Consider the following 14,024-nt stretch of genomic DNA (forward strand, 5'->3'; position numbering starts at 1 on the left):
GTCGCGCAGTGAGCACGGCCGACACCCTCGCGACCGAGACGGCCCTGCGCCACCGGCGCTCCCGGGCCTGGCGCTACCGCCACTCCCTCTGGCTGCTCACCAGGCGCGACCTCACCGTCCGGTACGCCACGAGCGCGCTCGGCTACGTCTGGTCGGTGCTCGACCCGCTCGTCATGTCGGGCATCTACTTCTTCGTCTTCACCGTCGTCTTCCGGCGGACCGTGGGCGAGGACCCGTACATCGTCTTCCTGCTCGCGGGCCTGCTGCCGTGGATGTGGTTCAACCAGGCGACCTCCGACGCGACCCGCGCGTTCCTCCGCGAGGCGAAGCTGGTGCGGTCGACGTCGATCCCGCGGACCATCTGGGTCGGGCGGATCGTGCTCTCGAAGGGCATCGAGTTCGTGGCGAGCCTGCCGGTGCTGGTGCTCTTCGCCGTGATCGCCGGCGCGCACCTGACCTGGGCGGCGCTGCTGTTCCCCGTGGCGATCCTGCTGCAGGCGGTGCTCACGCTCGGCGTGGGTCTGCTGGTGGCCCCGCTCGTGGTGTTCTTCCGCGATCTGGAGCGGGCCGTGAAGCTCGTGCTCCGGTTCCTCTTCTACGCGTCGCCGATCATCTACTCCACGGCCAACCTGCCGGAGCAGATCCGGCCGCTCGCGGCGCTCAACCCGCTCAGCGGGATCTTCGCCCTCTACCGCTCCGCGTTCTTCGAGAGCGAGCTCGACGTCCCGCTCATCCTCGCCTCCGCGGGCCTCTCGGTGCTCGTGCTGGTGCTGGGCCTCGTCGTCTTCCGCGGCTCCGAGCGCGCGGTGCTGAAGGAGCTGTGATGACCGACGCCCCCGTGGTCATCGAGTGCCGCGGCCTCGGTATCCGCTTCCGCCGCAACCGGCGGGGCCGCCGCTCCTTCAAGGACCTCTTCGCCGGCCGCTCCCGCCGCTCGCGGCCCGGCGAGTTCTGGGCGCTGCGCGGGCTCGACGTGCAGGTGCGGGCGGGCGAGGCCATCGGCGTCGTCGGCCGGAACGGTCAGGGCAAGTCGACGCTGCTCAAGCTCGTCGCCGGCGTGGTGCTTCCGGACGAGGGCGCGGTGGAGGTGCGCGGTGGCGTCGCTCCGCTCATCGAGATCACCGGCGGCTTCGTGGCCGACCTGAGCGTCCGCGAGAACGTCTACCTGACCGCGGGTCTCCACGGGATGTCCAAGCGCGAGGTCGACGCGCGCTTCGACTCGATCATCGAGTTCGCCGAGATCGGCGACTTCCTCGACACCCCCTACAAACACCTCTCGAGCGGGATGAAGGTGCGGATCGCCTTCTCCGTCGTGTCGCGGCTCGAGGAGCCGATCATCCTGGTGGACGAGGTGCTCGCGGTCGGCGACAGGGCGTTCCGCGAGAAGTGCTACGCGCGGATCGAGGAGCTGCTCGCCTCCGGCCGCACCCTCTTCTTCGTCTCGCACAACGAGCGCGACCTCCGCCGCTTCTGCACGCGCGGCCTCTACCTGGACAAGGGCCGCCTGGTGCTGGACGCGCCGATCGAGGAGGTGCTCGCGCGTTACGCTGAGGACTACGCGCCGACACCGCGGAGCAGCACGGCGCCGGCCGAGGGCCCGCCCGTCCAGGGCACCGTCTCCGACGACTGACCCCTCCCGCACGCGGCGCCCGAGGACGCAGGAGTGCACGACATGGCCCAGAAGGACCGCAAGCGCGAGCGCGCCGTGGAGAGGGCCGGCGAGGTGGAGCAGGCCGACGGCTCCGAGAACGCGCAGCTGGCGAAGCTGCTCGACCGGCTCCTCGCGGTGCAGCGCCCGGCCGTGCTGGCGAACATCCGCCTGCTGCGGCGCCGCCGTCCCGGGGCGACTCCGGAGCAGATCATCACGTCGCTCGAGCGGCAGTACCTCTCGAGCGTGGCCGCGGGAGGCGCGGCGATCGGGGCGACCGCCGTCGTTCCCGGCATCGGCACGGCCGCCTCGGTGGCTCTCTCCGGCGCGGGAGCCGCAGGGTTCCTGGAGGCGAGCGCGCTCTTCGCGCAGTCGGTGACGGAGGTGCACGGGATCCCGCTCGAGGACCCGGACCGCGCGCGGGCCCTCGTGCTCACGCTGATGATGGGCTCCTCCGGCAGCGAGATGGTGCGCCAGGTGGCCGGGCAGGCCGTCGGCGGGGGCAGCGGCCTCAACCAGTACTGGGGCTCGGTGGTCACGAAGGGCCTGCCGTCCTTCCTCGTGGGCGAGCTGGCGGACCGCGCGAAGAAGTCCTTCGCCAAGCACTTCCTCGCCCAGCAGGGCGCGGGCCTGGTCGGCCGGGCGATGCCGTTCGGGATCGGAGCGGCACTGGGCGGCGTCGGCAACGCGATGCTGGGCCGCAAGGTGATCCAGAGCGCGCGCGACGCGTTCGGGCCGGCACCGCAGGCGTTCGGCAACACCCTCGTGCTCGAGCCGACCCGCGCCGAGCGGAAGGCGCTGGCCGCCGCGCCGGCCGAGCCGCTGGCGCTGTTCGTCCGCGACTACGGCGGGACGGGCGAGCGGACGGCGCTCCTCCTCCACGGCCTCGGCTCCGACTCCCGGATCTGGTACGCCCTGGTCCCGACGCTGCACGAGCACGGCTACCGCGTGGTGGCCCCCGATCTCGCCGGTCACGGCGGCTCGCCGGCGTCGCCCGTGTACTCGCCGGAGCGCTGGGCGTCGGACGTCCGCGCCTCGGTGCTGCAGACCCCCGATCTCGTCATCGGCCACGGCCTCGGCGCCGTCGTCGCCGCCCGGCTCGCCCCGGAGTACGGCGCCGACCGGCTCGTCCTGCTCGACCCCGCGTTCTCGGACGCCCGCGGACTGACGAGCGCGCTCCACCGCGGCGGCTCGGTCGCGCACGTCGAGAAGGGCGACGCCGGCTCCCTCCGCCACCGCCACCCGATCTGGACGGACGAGCAGATCGAGCTCGACGTGTCGGCCCACGCGCTCTGGGAGCAGGACTCCGCCGGCGGGCTCACGGCACGGGGTGCGGCCGAGGCCCCCGAGACGTTCCCCGTGCCGACGCTCGCCGTGATGCCGGAGGACCCGCTGGGCCACGGCTCGCTGAGCGGCGTCCTCGCCGGCCGCGGCGTCGAGGTGCGGACCGTGCCGGGGGGCGGGGCCTCGATCCTCCGTGAGGACCGCGCGGCGCTGATCGCGGCGCTGGAGGACCGGATCTAGCTCAGACCATCCTGCTCGGCGCGGGCCGCGCGCTGTGGTCCGGAGCCGTCGGAGGCGTTCGGTCAGCGTTCCCGAGGCCGGCGCCCGGGCCCGACGAGCGGCATCCCGAGCACGGTGCGGACGAGTCCGCCGCCGTCGCGGTCCTCGGCGATCACGCGGAGGCCGGTCTTCTCGGCGACGCGCCTCGAGGCGGCGTTGTCCGGGTGCACGAGCGCCACGAGTCGTCCCGCGAGGCGGTGGGCGAGCGCGAGGTCGCGGCAGGCCGCAGCCGCCTCGGTGGCGTAGCCGCGGCCGTGCAGCCCGGCCCGCACGTGGTAGCCGACCTCGAGCTCGATCCCGCCGTCGACGCGCTGCCAGGTCAACCCGCAGTCGCCGACGAACTCGCCGTCGAGGGTCTCGACGATCCACAGCCCGAAGCCGTGCTCGCGGTAGTTGCGCCGGTTCCACTCGATCCAGGCGGCTGCCTGCTCGCGGTCCTTCGGCGCGGGGTAGTACCGCATCACGACCGGGTCGCCGAGCAGGTCCGCCATGTCGGGGAGGTCCTCGGCGGTCATCTCGCGGAAGCGCAGCCGGGCGGTGGCGGCGGGGATCATCGGGTCGGGCTGCTCGGCCTGCGACTGCGGAGACGGCGACCGGGACCGTCGTCGAGCGCTCGATCCATCCGGCCGCCGCCCCCGGCCCTACTTCTCCGCCTTGGCGGCGGCCTTCGCGGCCTGCTTGGTGGCGCGGACCTTCGTCAGCGACTCCGGAGAGACGATGTCGGCGACCGAGCGGAAGGCGCCCTCCTCTCCGTAGGCGCCCGCGGCCGAGCGCCAGCCCTCCCCCGAGAATCCGCGCTGCTTGCCGAGCAGGGCGAGGAAGATCCGCGCCTTCTGCTCGCCGAAGCCGGGCAGCGCCTTCAGACGCGCGAGGACCGTGCGGCCGTCGGGCTCGTCGCGCGTCCAGACCGCCGCGGCGTCGCCGTCCCAGTCGTCGACCAGAGCGCGGCAGAGGACCTGCACGCGCCCCGCCATGCTCGCCGGGTAGCGGTGGATCGCGGGCGGAGTCCGGCAGAGCTCCGAGAACGCGTCCTCGTCGAAGCCCGCGATCGACGCGGCGTCGAAGGAGGCGCCCTCCGCCTCGAGGCGCTCCTCGATCTTGCGGGGCCCGGAGAAGGCCGTCTCCATCGCGACCTGCTGGTCGAGGAGCATCCCGATCAGCAGCGCCAGCGGGTCGCGGCTGAGCAGCGCGTCGGCGTCGGGATCGTCGGTGATGTGCAGGGCGGAGTCGCGGGTCATCCTCCAGGGATACCACGGACGGCCCCGGCGGCGAGCGCGCGGACGGTCCGGTCGACGAGGTCCAGCGCCGCAGCGAGCTCGAGGTCGCCGACATGGCCGTAGCCGAGGACCAGCGCCTCGGTCGCAGCCCGTCCCGACAGGGCGTACTCGTGCAGAGTGGCGACGAGCAGTCCCTCCCGAAGCAGCGCGGCCGCGACGGCGTGCGCGTCCAGAGGCGCGGGCAGGGAGAGGACGACGTGCAGACCCCCGTCGAGTCCGCTCGCGCGCCCCCACGGCACCGACTCCCCGAATGCGTGGACCAGCTCACGGCGGTGGGCGTAGCGCCGTCTCGAGCGCGTGAGATGCCTCCGGAACGCCCCGCTCGCCATGAACTGCGCGAGCGCCGCCTGCGTCGGACCCGAGGCGGAGGCGTCCTTCTCGTCGTCGAGGCCCGCCAGCGCCGCGCGCAGCCAGGACGCCCGCGGAACGGCCAGGTAGGCGATGCGGAGCCACGGCGAGACGGTCTTCGAGAACGACCCGACATGGGCGACCCCGCCGCCGGAGTCGAGCGAGGCGAGCGCGGGCAGCGGGGCGCCGACGTAGCGGAACTCGCTGTCGTAGTCGTCCTCCACCACGAGCAGGGGGCCGGCCGACGCGCGGCGCACCAGCTCCAGGCGCTCGGCGAGGGCGAGCCTGCCGCCGGTCGGGTACTGGTGCGACGGAGTCACGACGACCACGTCCGCGCCGGAGCTCGCGAGAGCGTCGAGGTCGATGCCGTCGCCGCGCACCGGGACGCCGACGACCTCGTGCCCGTCGGCGCGCAGGCGGCGCCGGACGGCCGGGTAGCCGGGGTCCTCGACGGCGACGCGCACCTCGCGTCCGAGCGAGGCCGAGGCGGCGCGGACCAGGAGCGCGACGGCGCCCGCGGTACCGCTGGTCACCACCACGTCCGACGCCTGCACGTCGACTCCGCGGGACCGGCTCAGCTGCTCGGCGATCCGCTCCCGCAGGGCCGGGTCCCCGGAACCCCGAGGAGGCGCCGAGGGCGGCGAGGCGAGCGCCAGGCGCCAGGCGGCCCGCCACTCCGGGGTGTCGAGGGCGCGGGTGTCCGGCCGGCCCGGCCTCAGGTCCGCCGCGGCGGGCGGGACGACGGTCTCCCGGGACTCCGGCCGCGGCTCCTGCGGCGCCGGCGCCAGCAGTCCGTCGGAGGCGACCGTCACCGCTGCGCGCGGGTGGGCGACGAGGTAGCCCTCCCCCACCAGCTGATCCACCGCGGCGACGACGGAGCCCCGCGAGACGCCGAGCCGCTCGGCGAGCACGCGGCTCGACGGGATCGGATCGCCCGCCCGGTAGCGCCCGTCCAGCACCGCCTGGCGCAGCGCCTCGGCGAGCCCGGCGCGGACCGAGCCGCGCGGCGACGGCCCGAGGAGGAGCGGGATCTCCAGATCGCCCGACGCCATCGACCGCTCCGCTCTGGACCACTCCGATCGCGGCCCAGTGGCATCCTGGCAGATCCAGTCGGCGCGGGACGATTCCGACATGGACAGCCTCCCCGTCACCGACCGCACCCGCGTCTCCCGTCTCCGCGACCGCCAGCGCACCGATCCCGCCGAGCTGCACGCCCTGCTCGACGAGGCGCTCGTCGCCCACGTCGCCGTCGTGCGGGACGGCGCCGCGATCGTGCTGCCGATCCTCTTCGCCCGCGACGGCGACTCCCTCCTGCTGCACGGGTCGAGCGGCGGAGGACTGCTGCGGGAGGCGGCTCGGCACTCGCTCCTCACCGCCTCGGTCACGCTGGTCGACGGACTGGTCGTCGCCCGCTCCACCTTCGACAGCTCGATGAACTACCGCTCGGCGATGGTGATCGGCCGGGCCGAGGCGCTGGAGGGCGAGGAGAAGGCGCGGGCCCTCGATCTGCTGGTGGCACGCCTCCTCCCGGGGCGCGACGAGGAGGTGCGAGCGAGCACCGCCCGCGAGATCGCGGCCACGCTGGTGCTGCGCCTCCCCCTGGCCGAGGCGAGCCTGAAGGTGCGCGCGCACGGAGCCGACGACGAGCCGGAGGCCGGGGTCTGGGCGGGCGTCGTGCCGCTGGTCACCCGCACGCTCGCGCCGGTGCCGGCGGAGGAGGGCGTCGCGGTCCCGGAGTCGGTCCGCCGCTTCAGCGCTGCGGTCGACGGCGCGGTGCCGCCCTGGCGCTGAGCGGACCGGCCGTCGCGGTGCGGTCCGCTACTTGGCGTCCTGACGGGGGAAGACGACCTTCTGCACGACGATGATCACCGAGGCCGCGACCGGGATCGCGACCAGGGCGCCGAGCACGCCCGCGATGGTGCCGCCCGCCACCGCCGCGATCACGACGACCGCACCGGGGACCGAGACGGCCTTGTTCATGATGCGGGGGCTGAGGAGGTACGCCTCGACCTGCATGTAGACGAGGTAGTAGATCGCGGCGACCAGCGCGGTCAGCGGCGAGGCCAGGAGGCAGGCGAGCGAGATGATCACGGCGCCCGAGAGCGTGCCGACCAGCGGGATCAGGGAGCCGAGGAACGCGACGCAGGCCAGCAGCGCCGGCACCGGGGCGCCGATCGAGAGCAGCAGGATGAACGTGAGCACGCCGTTCACGCCGGCGAGTGAGACCTGGCCGACCACGTAGCGGCCCACGGCGCCGGTGATCTCGTCGCCGACCTCGTGCGCCTTCGCGCGGTGCGAGGCGGGGGCGAAGCGGTAGGCGACGGCCTTCATCGAGCGCAGCGACGCGAGGAAGTACAGCGTCAGGATCAGCACGATGACGGCGCCGGTCACGCCGCTGGCGATCCCGGTCCCGACCGCGATCAGTCCGCCGCCGAGCGAGAGCAGGTTGTTGGGGTTGCCGATGAAGCTCTGGACGCTCTCGATCAGCTCGTCGATGTCGATCACGCCGCGCAGCTGCTGCTCGAGGTCGAGCACCCACTGCTGCGAGGCGATGTCGGTGACGATCTGCGGGGCGCTCGTGACGAACATCGTCAGCTGCTCGACCAGGATCGGGATGATGTAGACCAGCAGGCCGGCGAAGATCAGCACCACCGCGGCGAAGACCGCTGTGATCGCGAGCGGCCTCGGCAGGCGCTTACTCTCGAGCCAGGAGACCAGCGGATCGAGGCCGAGCGCGAAGAACAGCGCCACGAAGATGTAGGTCAGCACCGTGCCCAGCTGCACGACGAGGCCGCCCAGGACGAGCGCCACCAGCACGCCGAGCGCGCCGAACAGGCCGATGCGGAAGGAGCGGATCGTGAAGACCGGCTTCTCCGGGTCGGCGGAGACCACGATGTCCGGCTCGACCGCGGGCTGGGCGGATGCCGACCGGCGCCGGCGGGAGCGGGCGAAGGCGCGCGGGGTCATCATGGGACGAGCGTAGCGGGGCACCGGGAGGCCGCCCGGCGACCGGCCCACCCTTGACGCGGCCGTTCGAGCGGTGCTCCCGCCCGCTCAGCCCTCCGGATCGTGGTCGTCGACCGCGCCGTCGCCCCGGTGCAGAGCGGCGTGCCGCTCCCACTCGGTGAGCAGGTGCTCGATCGCCTCGTGGAAGCGCCGCGTGGCCGCTCCGGGCGACGTGTCGCCGAAGTAGCGGTGCACCCAGCGCTCCAGCCGCTCGACCGACTCCGGATCGTGCTCGGCGCTGTCGATCCGCGCGATGATCGCGGAGGCGTCCTCGGCGTGCAGCCACTCCGCGTCGCCGAGGTAGCCGCTCTCGTCGACCTCGGCCTCGGCGCTGACGGGCCGGGTGACCAGCAGCGGGCGCCCCGTGGCCAGCCGGTCGTAGACCATCGCCGACACGTCGAGGATCGCGAGGTCGGCGGCGGCGAGCTGCCAGCCGAGCTCGGCGCCGGTGTCGTGCACGTGACCGGCGCGCGGATCGGCCGCGTTGGCGGCGGCGATCATCGCGACGATCGCCCGGTCGGCCGCGGCGTAGTCGGAGTCGACCGCGCCGCTGCGGGGATGCGGGCGGTAGACGAGCCGGAACCGCGGGTCGGCCAGGAGCCCGCGCACGAGGGCTGTGCCGTGGCTCCGGATCGAGCCGTAGCCCGCGGCGGGGCGGTCGCCCTCCCAGGTCGGCGCGTAGAGCACCACGCGGCGCTCGTCGGGCGTGAACGGCACGGCGCCGGCGAAGTGGTCCGCCTGAGGACGGCCGATGGCGAGGGCGCGCCTGTCGAAGTCGTAGTCCCAGAGCACGCGGCGCAGCCGGGCGAGGGCGGCGTCCCCGGCGATCATGCTGTAGTCGTACGCCTTGAACTGGTTCGTCGTCATGTACATCTTGTCGCTCTCGCCGTGGTTGACGAAGACGTGCCAGCGGCGCCCGTAGCGCATCATCTGGAAGTTGCGGGCGTTCTGGTTGACGTAGAGCACGATCCGCAGCGGCTGGCTCGCGATGGTGCTCTCGAGGTCGGCGACGGAGCGGACGTAGGCGACGGGGACCGGGCTCTCGCGCAGCAGCACCTCCGCGGCGCCGGCGTTGCGGCTGAGCAGCACGACCGGGTGCGTCTCCGCCAGCTCGGCCAGCGGCCGGTACCACTGCCGCAGCTGGTACAGGTTGATGTCGCCGTCGGCGAAGTAGACGCCGACCTCGAACCGGCCCTCGGGCAGCGGCCCGCGCTCCGCGAGCAGCCGGGTCACCGCGTGGCGGGCCCGGCGAGCCGCGAGCAGCTCGCCGCCCACCTTGCGCGCGAGTCGCGCGTCGGTGCGGAGGCGGGCGATCAGGGCACGGGGAGCGGGAGTCATCCGCCCCAGGGTACCGGCGACGGCCCCCGCGCCGGGGGCGTCGCGCGGGCCGATCAGGCCGGGGTCACCCTCAGCCAGACGAACTGCAGCGGAGCGAGACGGAAGCCCTCGCGCAGGTCGACCGCGATCTCGGTGACCAGGTCGACCGCCTCCGCGGCGAACCCGCCGAACCGCTCGGCCGCGACCTCCTGGACCTCGTCCGACACGTTCGCGAGCACGAGCACCGACTCCCCGTCGCCGGGGCGCTGGTAGCCGAGCACGTGGTCGTTGACCGGGTCGAAGACGCTCAGCTCGGTGCCCGCGAACATCGGCACGGCCTTGCGCACGGCGATGAGGTGCAGCAGCCCGCCGAAGACCTCGCTCGCGGCCGTCCCCGGGACCTCGCGCTCGTCGTAGCGCTCCGCGGGGCGGCGCGGCCGGTTCACCCAGCGCGAGTCGCCGGCCGTCGTCGGGTCGTCGAGGTAGCCGTGGTCGTTGAGCTGGCCGACCTCGTCGCCGAGGTAGAGCAGCGGCAGCCCCCCGGTGCTCAGGGCGATCGAGTGCGCGAGAAGCACACGGTCGATCCCGTACGGGTCACCCGCCTCCACTCCAGCGAGGGACGCGGTGGTGCCCGAGACGCGGCGGTCGCCGGTGCGCGGGTTCTCCTGGAACGGCACTCCGCGGGCGAACGTGCCGTCGAACCGGTCGGTGTAGAAGTCGTTGAGGAAGCGGCGGTGGCCGGCCGCGTCGATCCCGAGCTCGGCGGCGTCCTCGTCGGCGAAGGTCCAGCCGATGTCGTCGTGCCCGCGCACGTAGTTGACCCAGGCCGTGCCCTCGGGGAGGGCGTGCCGGCGCTCGAGGGCCTGCGAGAGGAGACGGACGTCGCGGGTGGCGAGCGCCTCCCAGGTGAGCGCCATCTGCAGCGGGTTGTACGAGAGCTGGCACTCCTCGACGTCGATGTACTCGATCACCTCGTCGGGGTGCACGATCGCCTCGGACTTGAACAGCAGCGCCGGAGCGGCCAGGCGGCAGACCTCGTTGAACGCGCGCAGCAGCAGGTGCGCCTGCGGCTGCGACTCGCAGGTGGTGCCGAGCTCCTTCCAGATGAACGCGACCGCGTCCATCCTCAGGGCGTCGACGCCCTGATTGGCGAGGAAGAGCATCTCTCCCGCCATCGCCCGGAACACCTCGGGGTTGGAGTAGTTGAGGTCCCACTGGTAGCGGTGGAACGTGGCCCAGACCCAGCGCCCGTCCTCCAGCTGAACGAAGGAGCCGGGATGGTCGTCCGGGAAGATCTCGCGCGTCGTGCGCTCGAAGGCGTCGGGCTGCTCCCGGTCCGGGTAGATCCAGTAGTAGTCCTCGAAGCGCTGCTCGCCGGCGAGCGCGCGCTGCGCCCACTCGTGCTCGTTCGAGGTGTGGTTGAAGACGAAGTCGACCACGAGTGCGATGCCCTGCTCACGCAGCTCGGAGGCCAGCCCGCGGAGCTGCTCCATGTCGCCGAGGTCCGGCCGCACGCGCCGGTAGCTCGAGACCGCGTAGCCCCCGTCCGACTCGCCCTCGGGCGCATCGAAGAGCGGCATCAGGTGCAGGTAGTTCAGGCCGATCTCGCGGAGGTACGGGATCTCGGCGCGCAGCCCCTCGAGGTCGCCCGCGTAGCGGTCGACGTAGCAGACCCCGCCCAGAGCCTTGTTCGAGAGGAACCAGGTCGGGTGCTGCTCGCGGGCGCGGTCGAGCGCGCGGAGCTCCTCGGGCCGCTCCTCCCAGGAGGCGGCGGCGAGCTCGACGATCGCGACGAGCTGGTCCTCGAGGTCGTCGCGGCCGGCGTACACCGTGGCGAGCAGATCGACCAGGCGCGCGAGGTGCTCGTCGAGGCGGCCGGAGAACTCGTCGTCGACGGCGCCGAGGCGCTCGCGGACCGCCGTCAGGAGGTCCGGTCCGGCAGGGGTCGCCTCCGCCTCGGCGCGCTCGGGCGGGGAGAGCTGGGTCGAATCGAACACCGTCGTCCTTTCGGGGGCCCCGGCGGGGGCGGATTCCCCGATGCTAGACGATCGGCGGACGCCCGGCGAACGCCATCCGGAGCACCGTGCGGGCCGAGAGGACGCGCTGGCCGCCCGGATCCGAGCGCCATCCCTCCCGCCAGCCGGCGAACCAGGCGCGCAGGGCGGCCGGGTCGCGACGCCAGCGGAGGCACTGGATCGCGGTCCAGGACCCCACGTAGACGAGCGCCAGAGGTGCGGCGAGGTTGCGGCGGGCGAGCCAGACGCGGTTGCGCGCGTTCAGCCGGTAGTAGTCGGCGTGACGGGTCGGCTGGATGACCGGGTGCTGGGCGACGAGCTCTCCCGCGTACCAGGCGGTGCGACCCGTGTCCCAGACCCGCCAGGCCAGCTCGATGCCCTCATGGGCGTAGAAGAACGGAGCCGCCCAGCCGCCCGTCCGGGCGAACACGTCGCGCCGCAGCACGACCGCTCCCTCCCAGACCGAGAAGACGGGGCCGGAGCGGCGGGGGTCGCCCTTGAGGATCCGCGGGATCCAGCGCCGCGGGCTCGGCGTGCCGTCCGTGCTGTCGACGCGGGGCTGCACCAGGCCGATGCGGCGGTTCGAGGCGAGCAGCGCGACCGCGTCGACGAGGAAGCGGGCGGACGGGATCCGGGCGTCGTCGTCGAGGAAGAAGAGGTACTCCCCCGCGACGGCGTCGACTCCGGCGTTCCGGCCCGCCGGGATGCCGAGGTTCTCGGGGAGCGCCAGGGCGCGCACTCCCTCGGGCAGGCCGTCCGGCTCCCAGCCGTTGCCGACGCAGACGACGTCCAGCTCGACGCCCTCCTGCGCGAGGACGCCGGCCAGCCCCGCGGCGAGGTCGTCGGGCCGAGTCCCCTGCGTCAGGACGACGACGCCGACCCGCGGCTCAGGAGCGGACACGCTTGGACGCCATGATCGCGACGAAGTGGCCGACCAGGGCGAGGAGGGCGAGCGGCAGCAGCGCCCCGACGAGGACCCGGTCGGCCGTGCCCGCTCCGACGACGAGGCCCACGAGGGCGGTCGCGAAGGCCAGCATCGTCAGCTCGACGGAGTGGTAGAGGCGGTGGAAGGGCAGGAAGCGGGCGGCGCGGCGAAGCCCCGCCAGCCCGGACGAGGACGGCACCGCCTCGCCCTTCGTGTCGGCCAGCTTCGTGAGACCGGCGTTCGCGCGCGCCACGTGCACCATGTCGTTGAGCGCCTTGTTGAGGACGATCACCAGGGCCAGGGCGAAGCCGATCGTGGTCCAGAGGAAGTCCGCCGGTGCCTCGAACGGGACGCCCGCCGCTCGCAGCCCGAGCGCGATCGGGATCAGCGCCTCGGTCGTGTAGTGCCCGACCTTGTCGAGGAACACGCCCGCCGGCGAGGACGTGCGGCGCCAGCGCGCGACCTCGCCGTCGCAGCAGTCCACCAGCATCTGCAGCTGGCCGAGGAGCAGCGCCAGCGCCGCTCCGGCGATCCCCGGGATCAGGAGGGCTGCCGCCGCGCTCCAGCCGACCAGGATCATCAGCCCGGTGACGCCGTTCGCCGAGATCGAGGTCTTCAGCAGCAGCCAGGTCAGGTAGGGCGAGAAGCGGCGCAGGTAGAGCGACGCCGTCCAGTGCTCGGCGTTGCGGCGGCCGCGCACCTCCGGGGGCTGCGCGACGGCGCGCAGCTCGGCGATGGAGCGGGGTCTCGTCGTCGTGGTCATGCGCCCCTCGGCGAGTCGGACCGCGGCTGGTGGCGGTGGGCGGAGATGTTGCTGGTCAGCCCGGCGAAGCCGAGCACGAAGCCGGTCCCCCAGGCCACGTGGACCGCCGGGATGACCACGGCGAACCACAGCATCGCACGCGCGCCGTCCGGCCGCGCGACCACGAGAGTGGCCGCCGCCACCAGGAGGAGGTAGGCGGCGGGCACCGCGAACCCGAGCAGGAGCCAGGGCGCAGCTCCGGCGAGCACCTGGACGACTCCCGCCAGCCCGACGAGCAGCCCGATCGCGAGCATCGCGACGAGCACGGGCGGAGCGAAGTAGCGCAGCGACCGCGAGGCCGGGAACATCCGGGTGAGCTCGCCCCGCCACATCCCGGTCGAGAGGAACTGCCGGAGCAGCGCGCGCATCGAGGGCCGCGGCCGGTAGGTGACGGTGAGGCGCGGAGTGAACCAGACGACCTCGCCGCGCTCGCGCAGCCGCCGGTTCAGCTCCCAGTCCTGCCCGCGCTTGAAGCGCTCGTCGAACAGGCCGGCGCGCTCGAGGGCGGAGCGGCGGAAGACGCCGAGGTACACCGTGTCGGCCGGGCCCTCCTCGCCTCCCACGTGGTGGGGTGTGCCGCCCAGCCCGATGCGGGAGCCGTAGGCCCGGGCGACCGCGCGCTGGAACGGGGTGAGGCCCTCCGCCGCCATCACTCCGCCGACGTTCGCCGCTCCGGAGCGCTGCAGCGCCTCGACCGCCGTGCGCGCGTACTCGGGCGGCAGGACGGAGTGCGCGTCGACCCGGACGACGACCGGGTGGCGCGAGGCGCGGATCGCGGCGTTGAGGCCCGCAGGAGTGGAGCCGACCTCGTTCGGCACGACCCGGATCCGCGGATCGGCCGCGCTCAGCTCGGCGACGAGCTGCTCCGTGCCGTCGATGCTCGGGGCGACGGCGAGGACGACGTCGAAGGGGCCGGTGTAGTCCTGATGCAGCAGCGAGTCGACCGCGGCGCGCACGTGGGCGACCTCGTTGAGGACGGGCATGACGTAGGAGACGCCGGGCAGGTCGGAGAGGTCGTCTTCCGGGATCTCGTGCTGCATGGGTCCAGTTCGTGCGGGAGGAGCGCGGGCGCAGGGATCCACCACCCTACCAGCGGGGAGCGCCGCGCCCCGGGCCGGGCCCG

Annotated in this window: 13 protein-coding genes; 4 read left to right on the plus strand and 9 right to left on the minus strand. The window is 73.6% G+C overall.

Annotation, left to right across the window (positions count from 1 at the left end; translation table 11 throughout):
* Nucleotides 1-8: 8 nt before the first annotated feature.
* Genes C5C44_RS06965 through C5C44_RS06975 form a run of 3 tightly spaced genes read left to right on the plus strand, consistent with a single transcriptional unit; the run spans nucleotide 9 to nucleotide 3,172 of the window.
* Nucleotides 9-824 carry an ABC transporter permease gene (locus C5C44_RS06965; protein WP_374953968.1) on the plus strand — a complete coding sequence of 272 codons (816 nt, stop codon included), beginning with the start codon at nucleotides 9-11 and terminating at the stop codon, nucleotides 822-824.
* A complete protein-coding gene (locus C5C44_RS06970) occupies nucleotides 824-1,630 on the plus strand; it encodes an ABC transporter ATP-binding protein (protein ID WP_104250130.1) in 807 nt (268 codons plus the stop codon). The genes C5C44_RS06965 and C5C44_RS06970 overlap by 1 nt, the downstream gene beginning before the upstream one ends.
* A gap of 42 nt (nucleotides 1,631-1,672) precedes the next feature.
* Nucleotides 1,673-3,172: an alpha/beta hydrolase gene (locus C5C44_RS06975; RefSeq protein ID WP_104335580.1), complete on the plus strand. Its 1,500-nt coding sequence runs from the start codon at nucleotides 1,673-1,675 to the stop codon at nucleotides 3,170-3,172.
* A 62-nt stretch (nucleotides 3,173-3,234) separates the two neighbouring features.
* Here the strand turns inward: C5C44_RS06975 and C5C44_RS06980 are convergent, their stop codons facing one another.
* From C5C44_RS06980 to C5C44_RS06990, 3 genes are all read right to left on the minus strand, one after another.
* Nucleotides 3,235-3,765 carry a GNAT family N-acetyltransferase gene (locus C5C44_RS06980; RefSeq protein ID WP_104226961.1) on the minus strand — a complete coding sequence of 177 codons (531 nt, stop codon included), beginning with the start codon at nucleotides 3,763-3,765 and terminating at the stop codon, nucleotides 3,235-3,237.
* A gap of 87 nt (nucleotides 3,766-3,852) precedes the next feature.
* Nucleotides 3,853-4,449, minus strand: coding sequence for an HhH-GPD-type base excision DNA repair protein (locus tag C5C44_RS06985; RefSeq protein ID WP_104223574.1), 597 nt, complete (start codon nucleotides 4,447-4,449; stop codon nucleotides 3,853-3,855).
* Nucleotides 4,446-5,888, minus strand: coding sequence for a PLP-dependent aminotransferase family protein (locus C5C44_RS06990; RefSeq protein ID WP_181132753.1), 1,443 nt, complete (start codon nucleotides 5,886-5,888; stop codon nucleotides 4,446-4,448). Before C5C44_RS06990 ends, C5C44_RS06985 begins: the two co-directional genes overlap by 4 nt.
* A gap of 79 nt (nucleotides 5,889-5,967) precedes the next feature.
* On the opposite strand from C5C44_RS06990, the gene C5C44_RS06995 reads away from it, so the two are divergent.
* Entirely contained in the window at nucleotides 5,968-6,627 is a 660-nt protein-coding gene (locus C5C44_RS06995; protein ID WP_104335581.1) for a pyridoxamine 5'-phosphate oxidase family protein, read from the plus strand.
* 27 nt (nucleotides 6,628-6,654) lie between these two features.
* Here C5C44_RS06995 and C5C44_RS07000 read toward each other — a convergent pair whose 3' ends face one another.
* The 6 genes from C5C44_RS07000 to C5C44_RS07025 form a co-directional block, all read right to left on the minus strand.
* Nucleotides 6,655-7,806, minus strand: a complete 1,152-nt coding sequence (locus C5C44_RS07000) for an AI-2E family transporter (protein ID WP_258063238.1) — start codon at nucleotides 7,804-7,806, stop codon at nucleotides 6,655-6,657.
* 84 nt (nucleotides 7,807-7,890) lie between these two features.
* Complete coding sequence (locus C5C44_RS07005) at nucleotides 7,891-9,180, minus strand: hypothetical protein (protein ID WP_258063239.1); 1,290 nt, start codon at nucleotides 9,178-9,180, stop codon at nucleotides 7,891-7,893.
* Between the two features lie 53 nt (nucleotides 9,181-9,233).
* A complete protein-coding gene (locus C5C44_RS07010) occupies nucleotides 9,234-11,084 on the minus strand; it encodes an amylosucrase (protein ID WP_104287983.1) in 1,851 nt (616 codons plus the stop codon).
* A gap of 115 nt (nucleotides 11,085-11,199) precedes the next feature.
* Nucleotides 11,200-12,075: a glycosyltransferase family 2 protein gene (locus tag C5C44_RS07015; RefSeq protein ID WP_104335582.1), complete on the minus strand. Its 876-nt coding sequence runs from the start codon at nucleotides 12,073-12,075 to the stop codon at nucleotides 11,200-11,202.
* Nucleotides 12,062-12,862, minus strand: coding sequence for a CDP-alcohol phosphatidyltransferase family protein (locus tag C5C44_RS07020; RefSeq protein WP_104223579.1), 801 nt, complete (start codon nucleotides 12,860-12,862; stop codon nucleotides 12,062-12,064). The genes C5C44_RS07015 and C5C44_RS07020 overlap by 14 nt, the downstream gene beginning before the upstream one ends.
* Nucleotides 12,859-13,941, minus strand: coding sequence for a glycosyltransferase family 2 protein (locus C5C44_RS07025; RefSeq protein ID WP_181067779.1), 1,083 nt, complete (start codon nucleotides 13,939-13,941; stop codon nucleotides 12,859-12,861). Before C5C44_RS07025 ends, C5C44_RS07020 begins: the two co-directional genes overlap by 4 nt.
* Nucleotides 13,942-14,024 lie beyond the last annotated feature (83 nt).

It is taken from the genome of Rathayibacter sp. AY1F6 (assembly GCF_002932035.1).
Lineage (GTDB): Bacteria > Actinomycetota > Actinomycetes > Actinomycetales > Microbacteriaceae > Rathayibacter.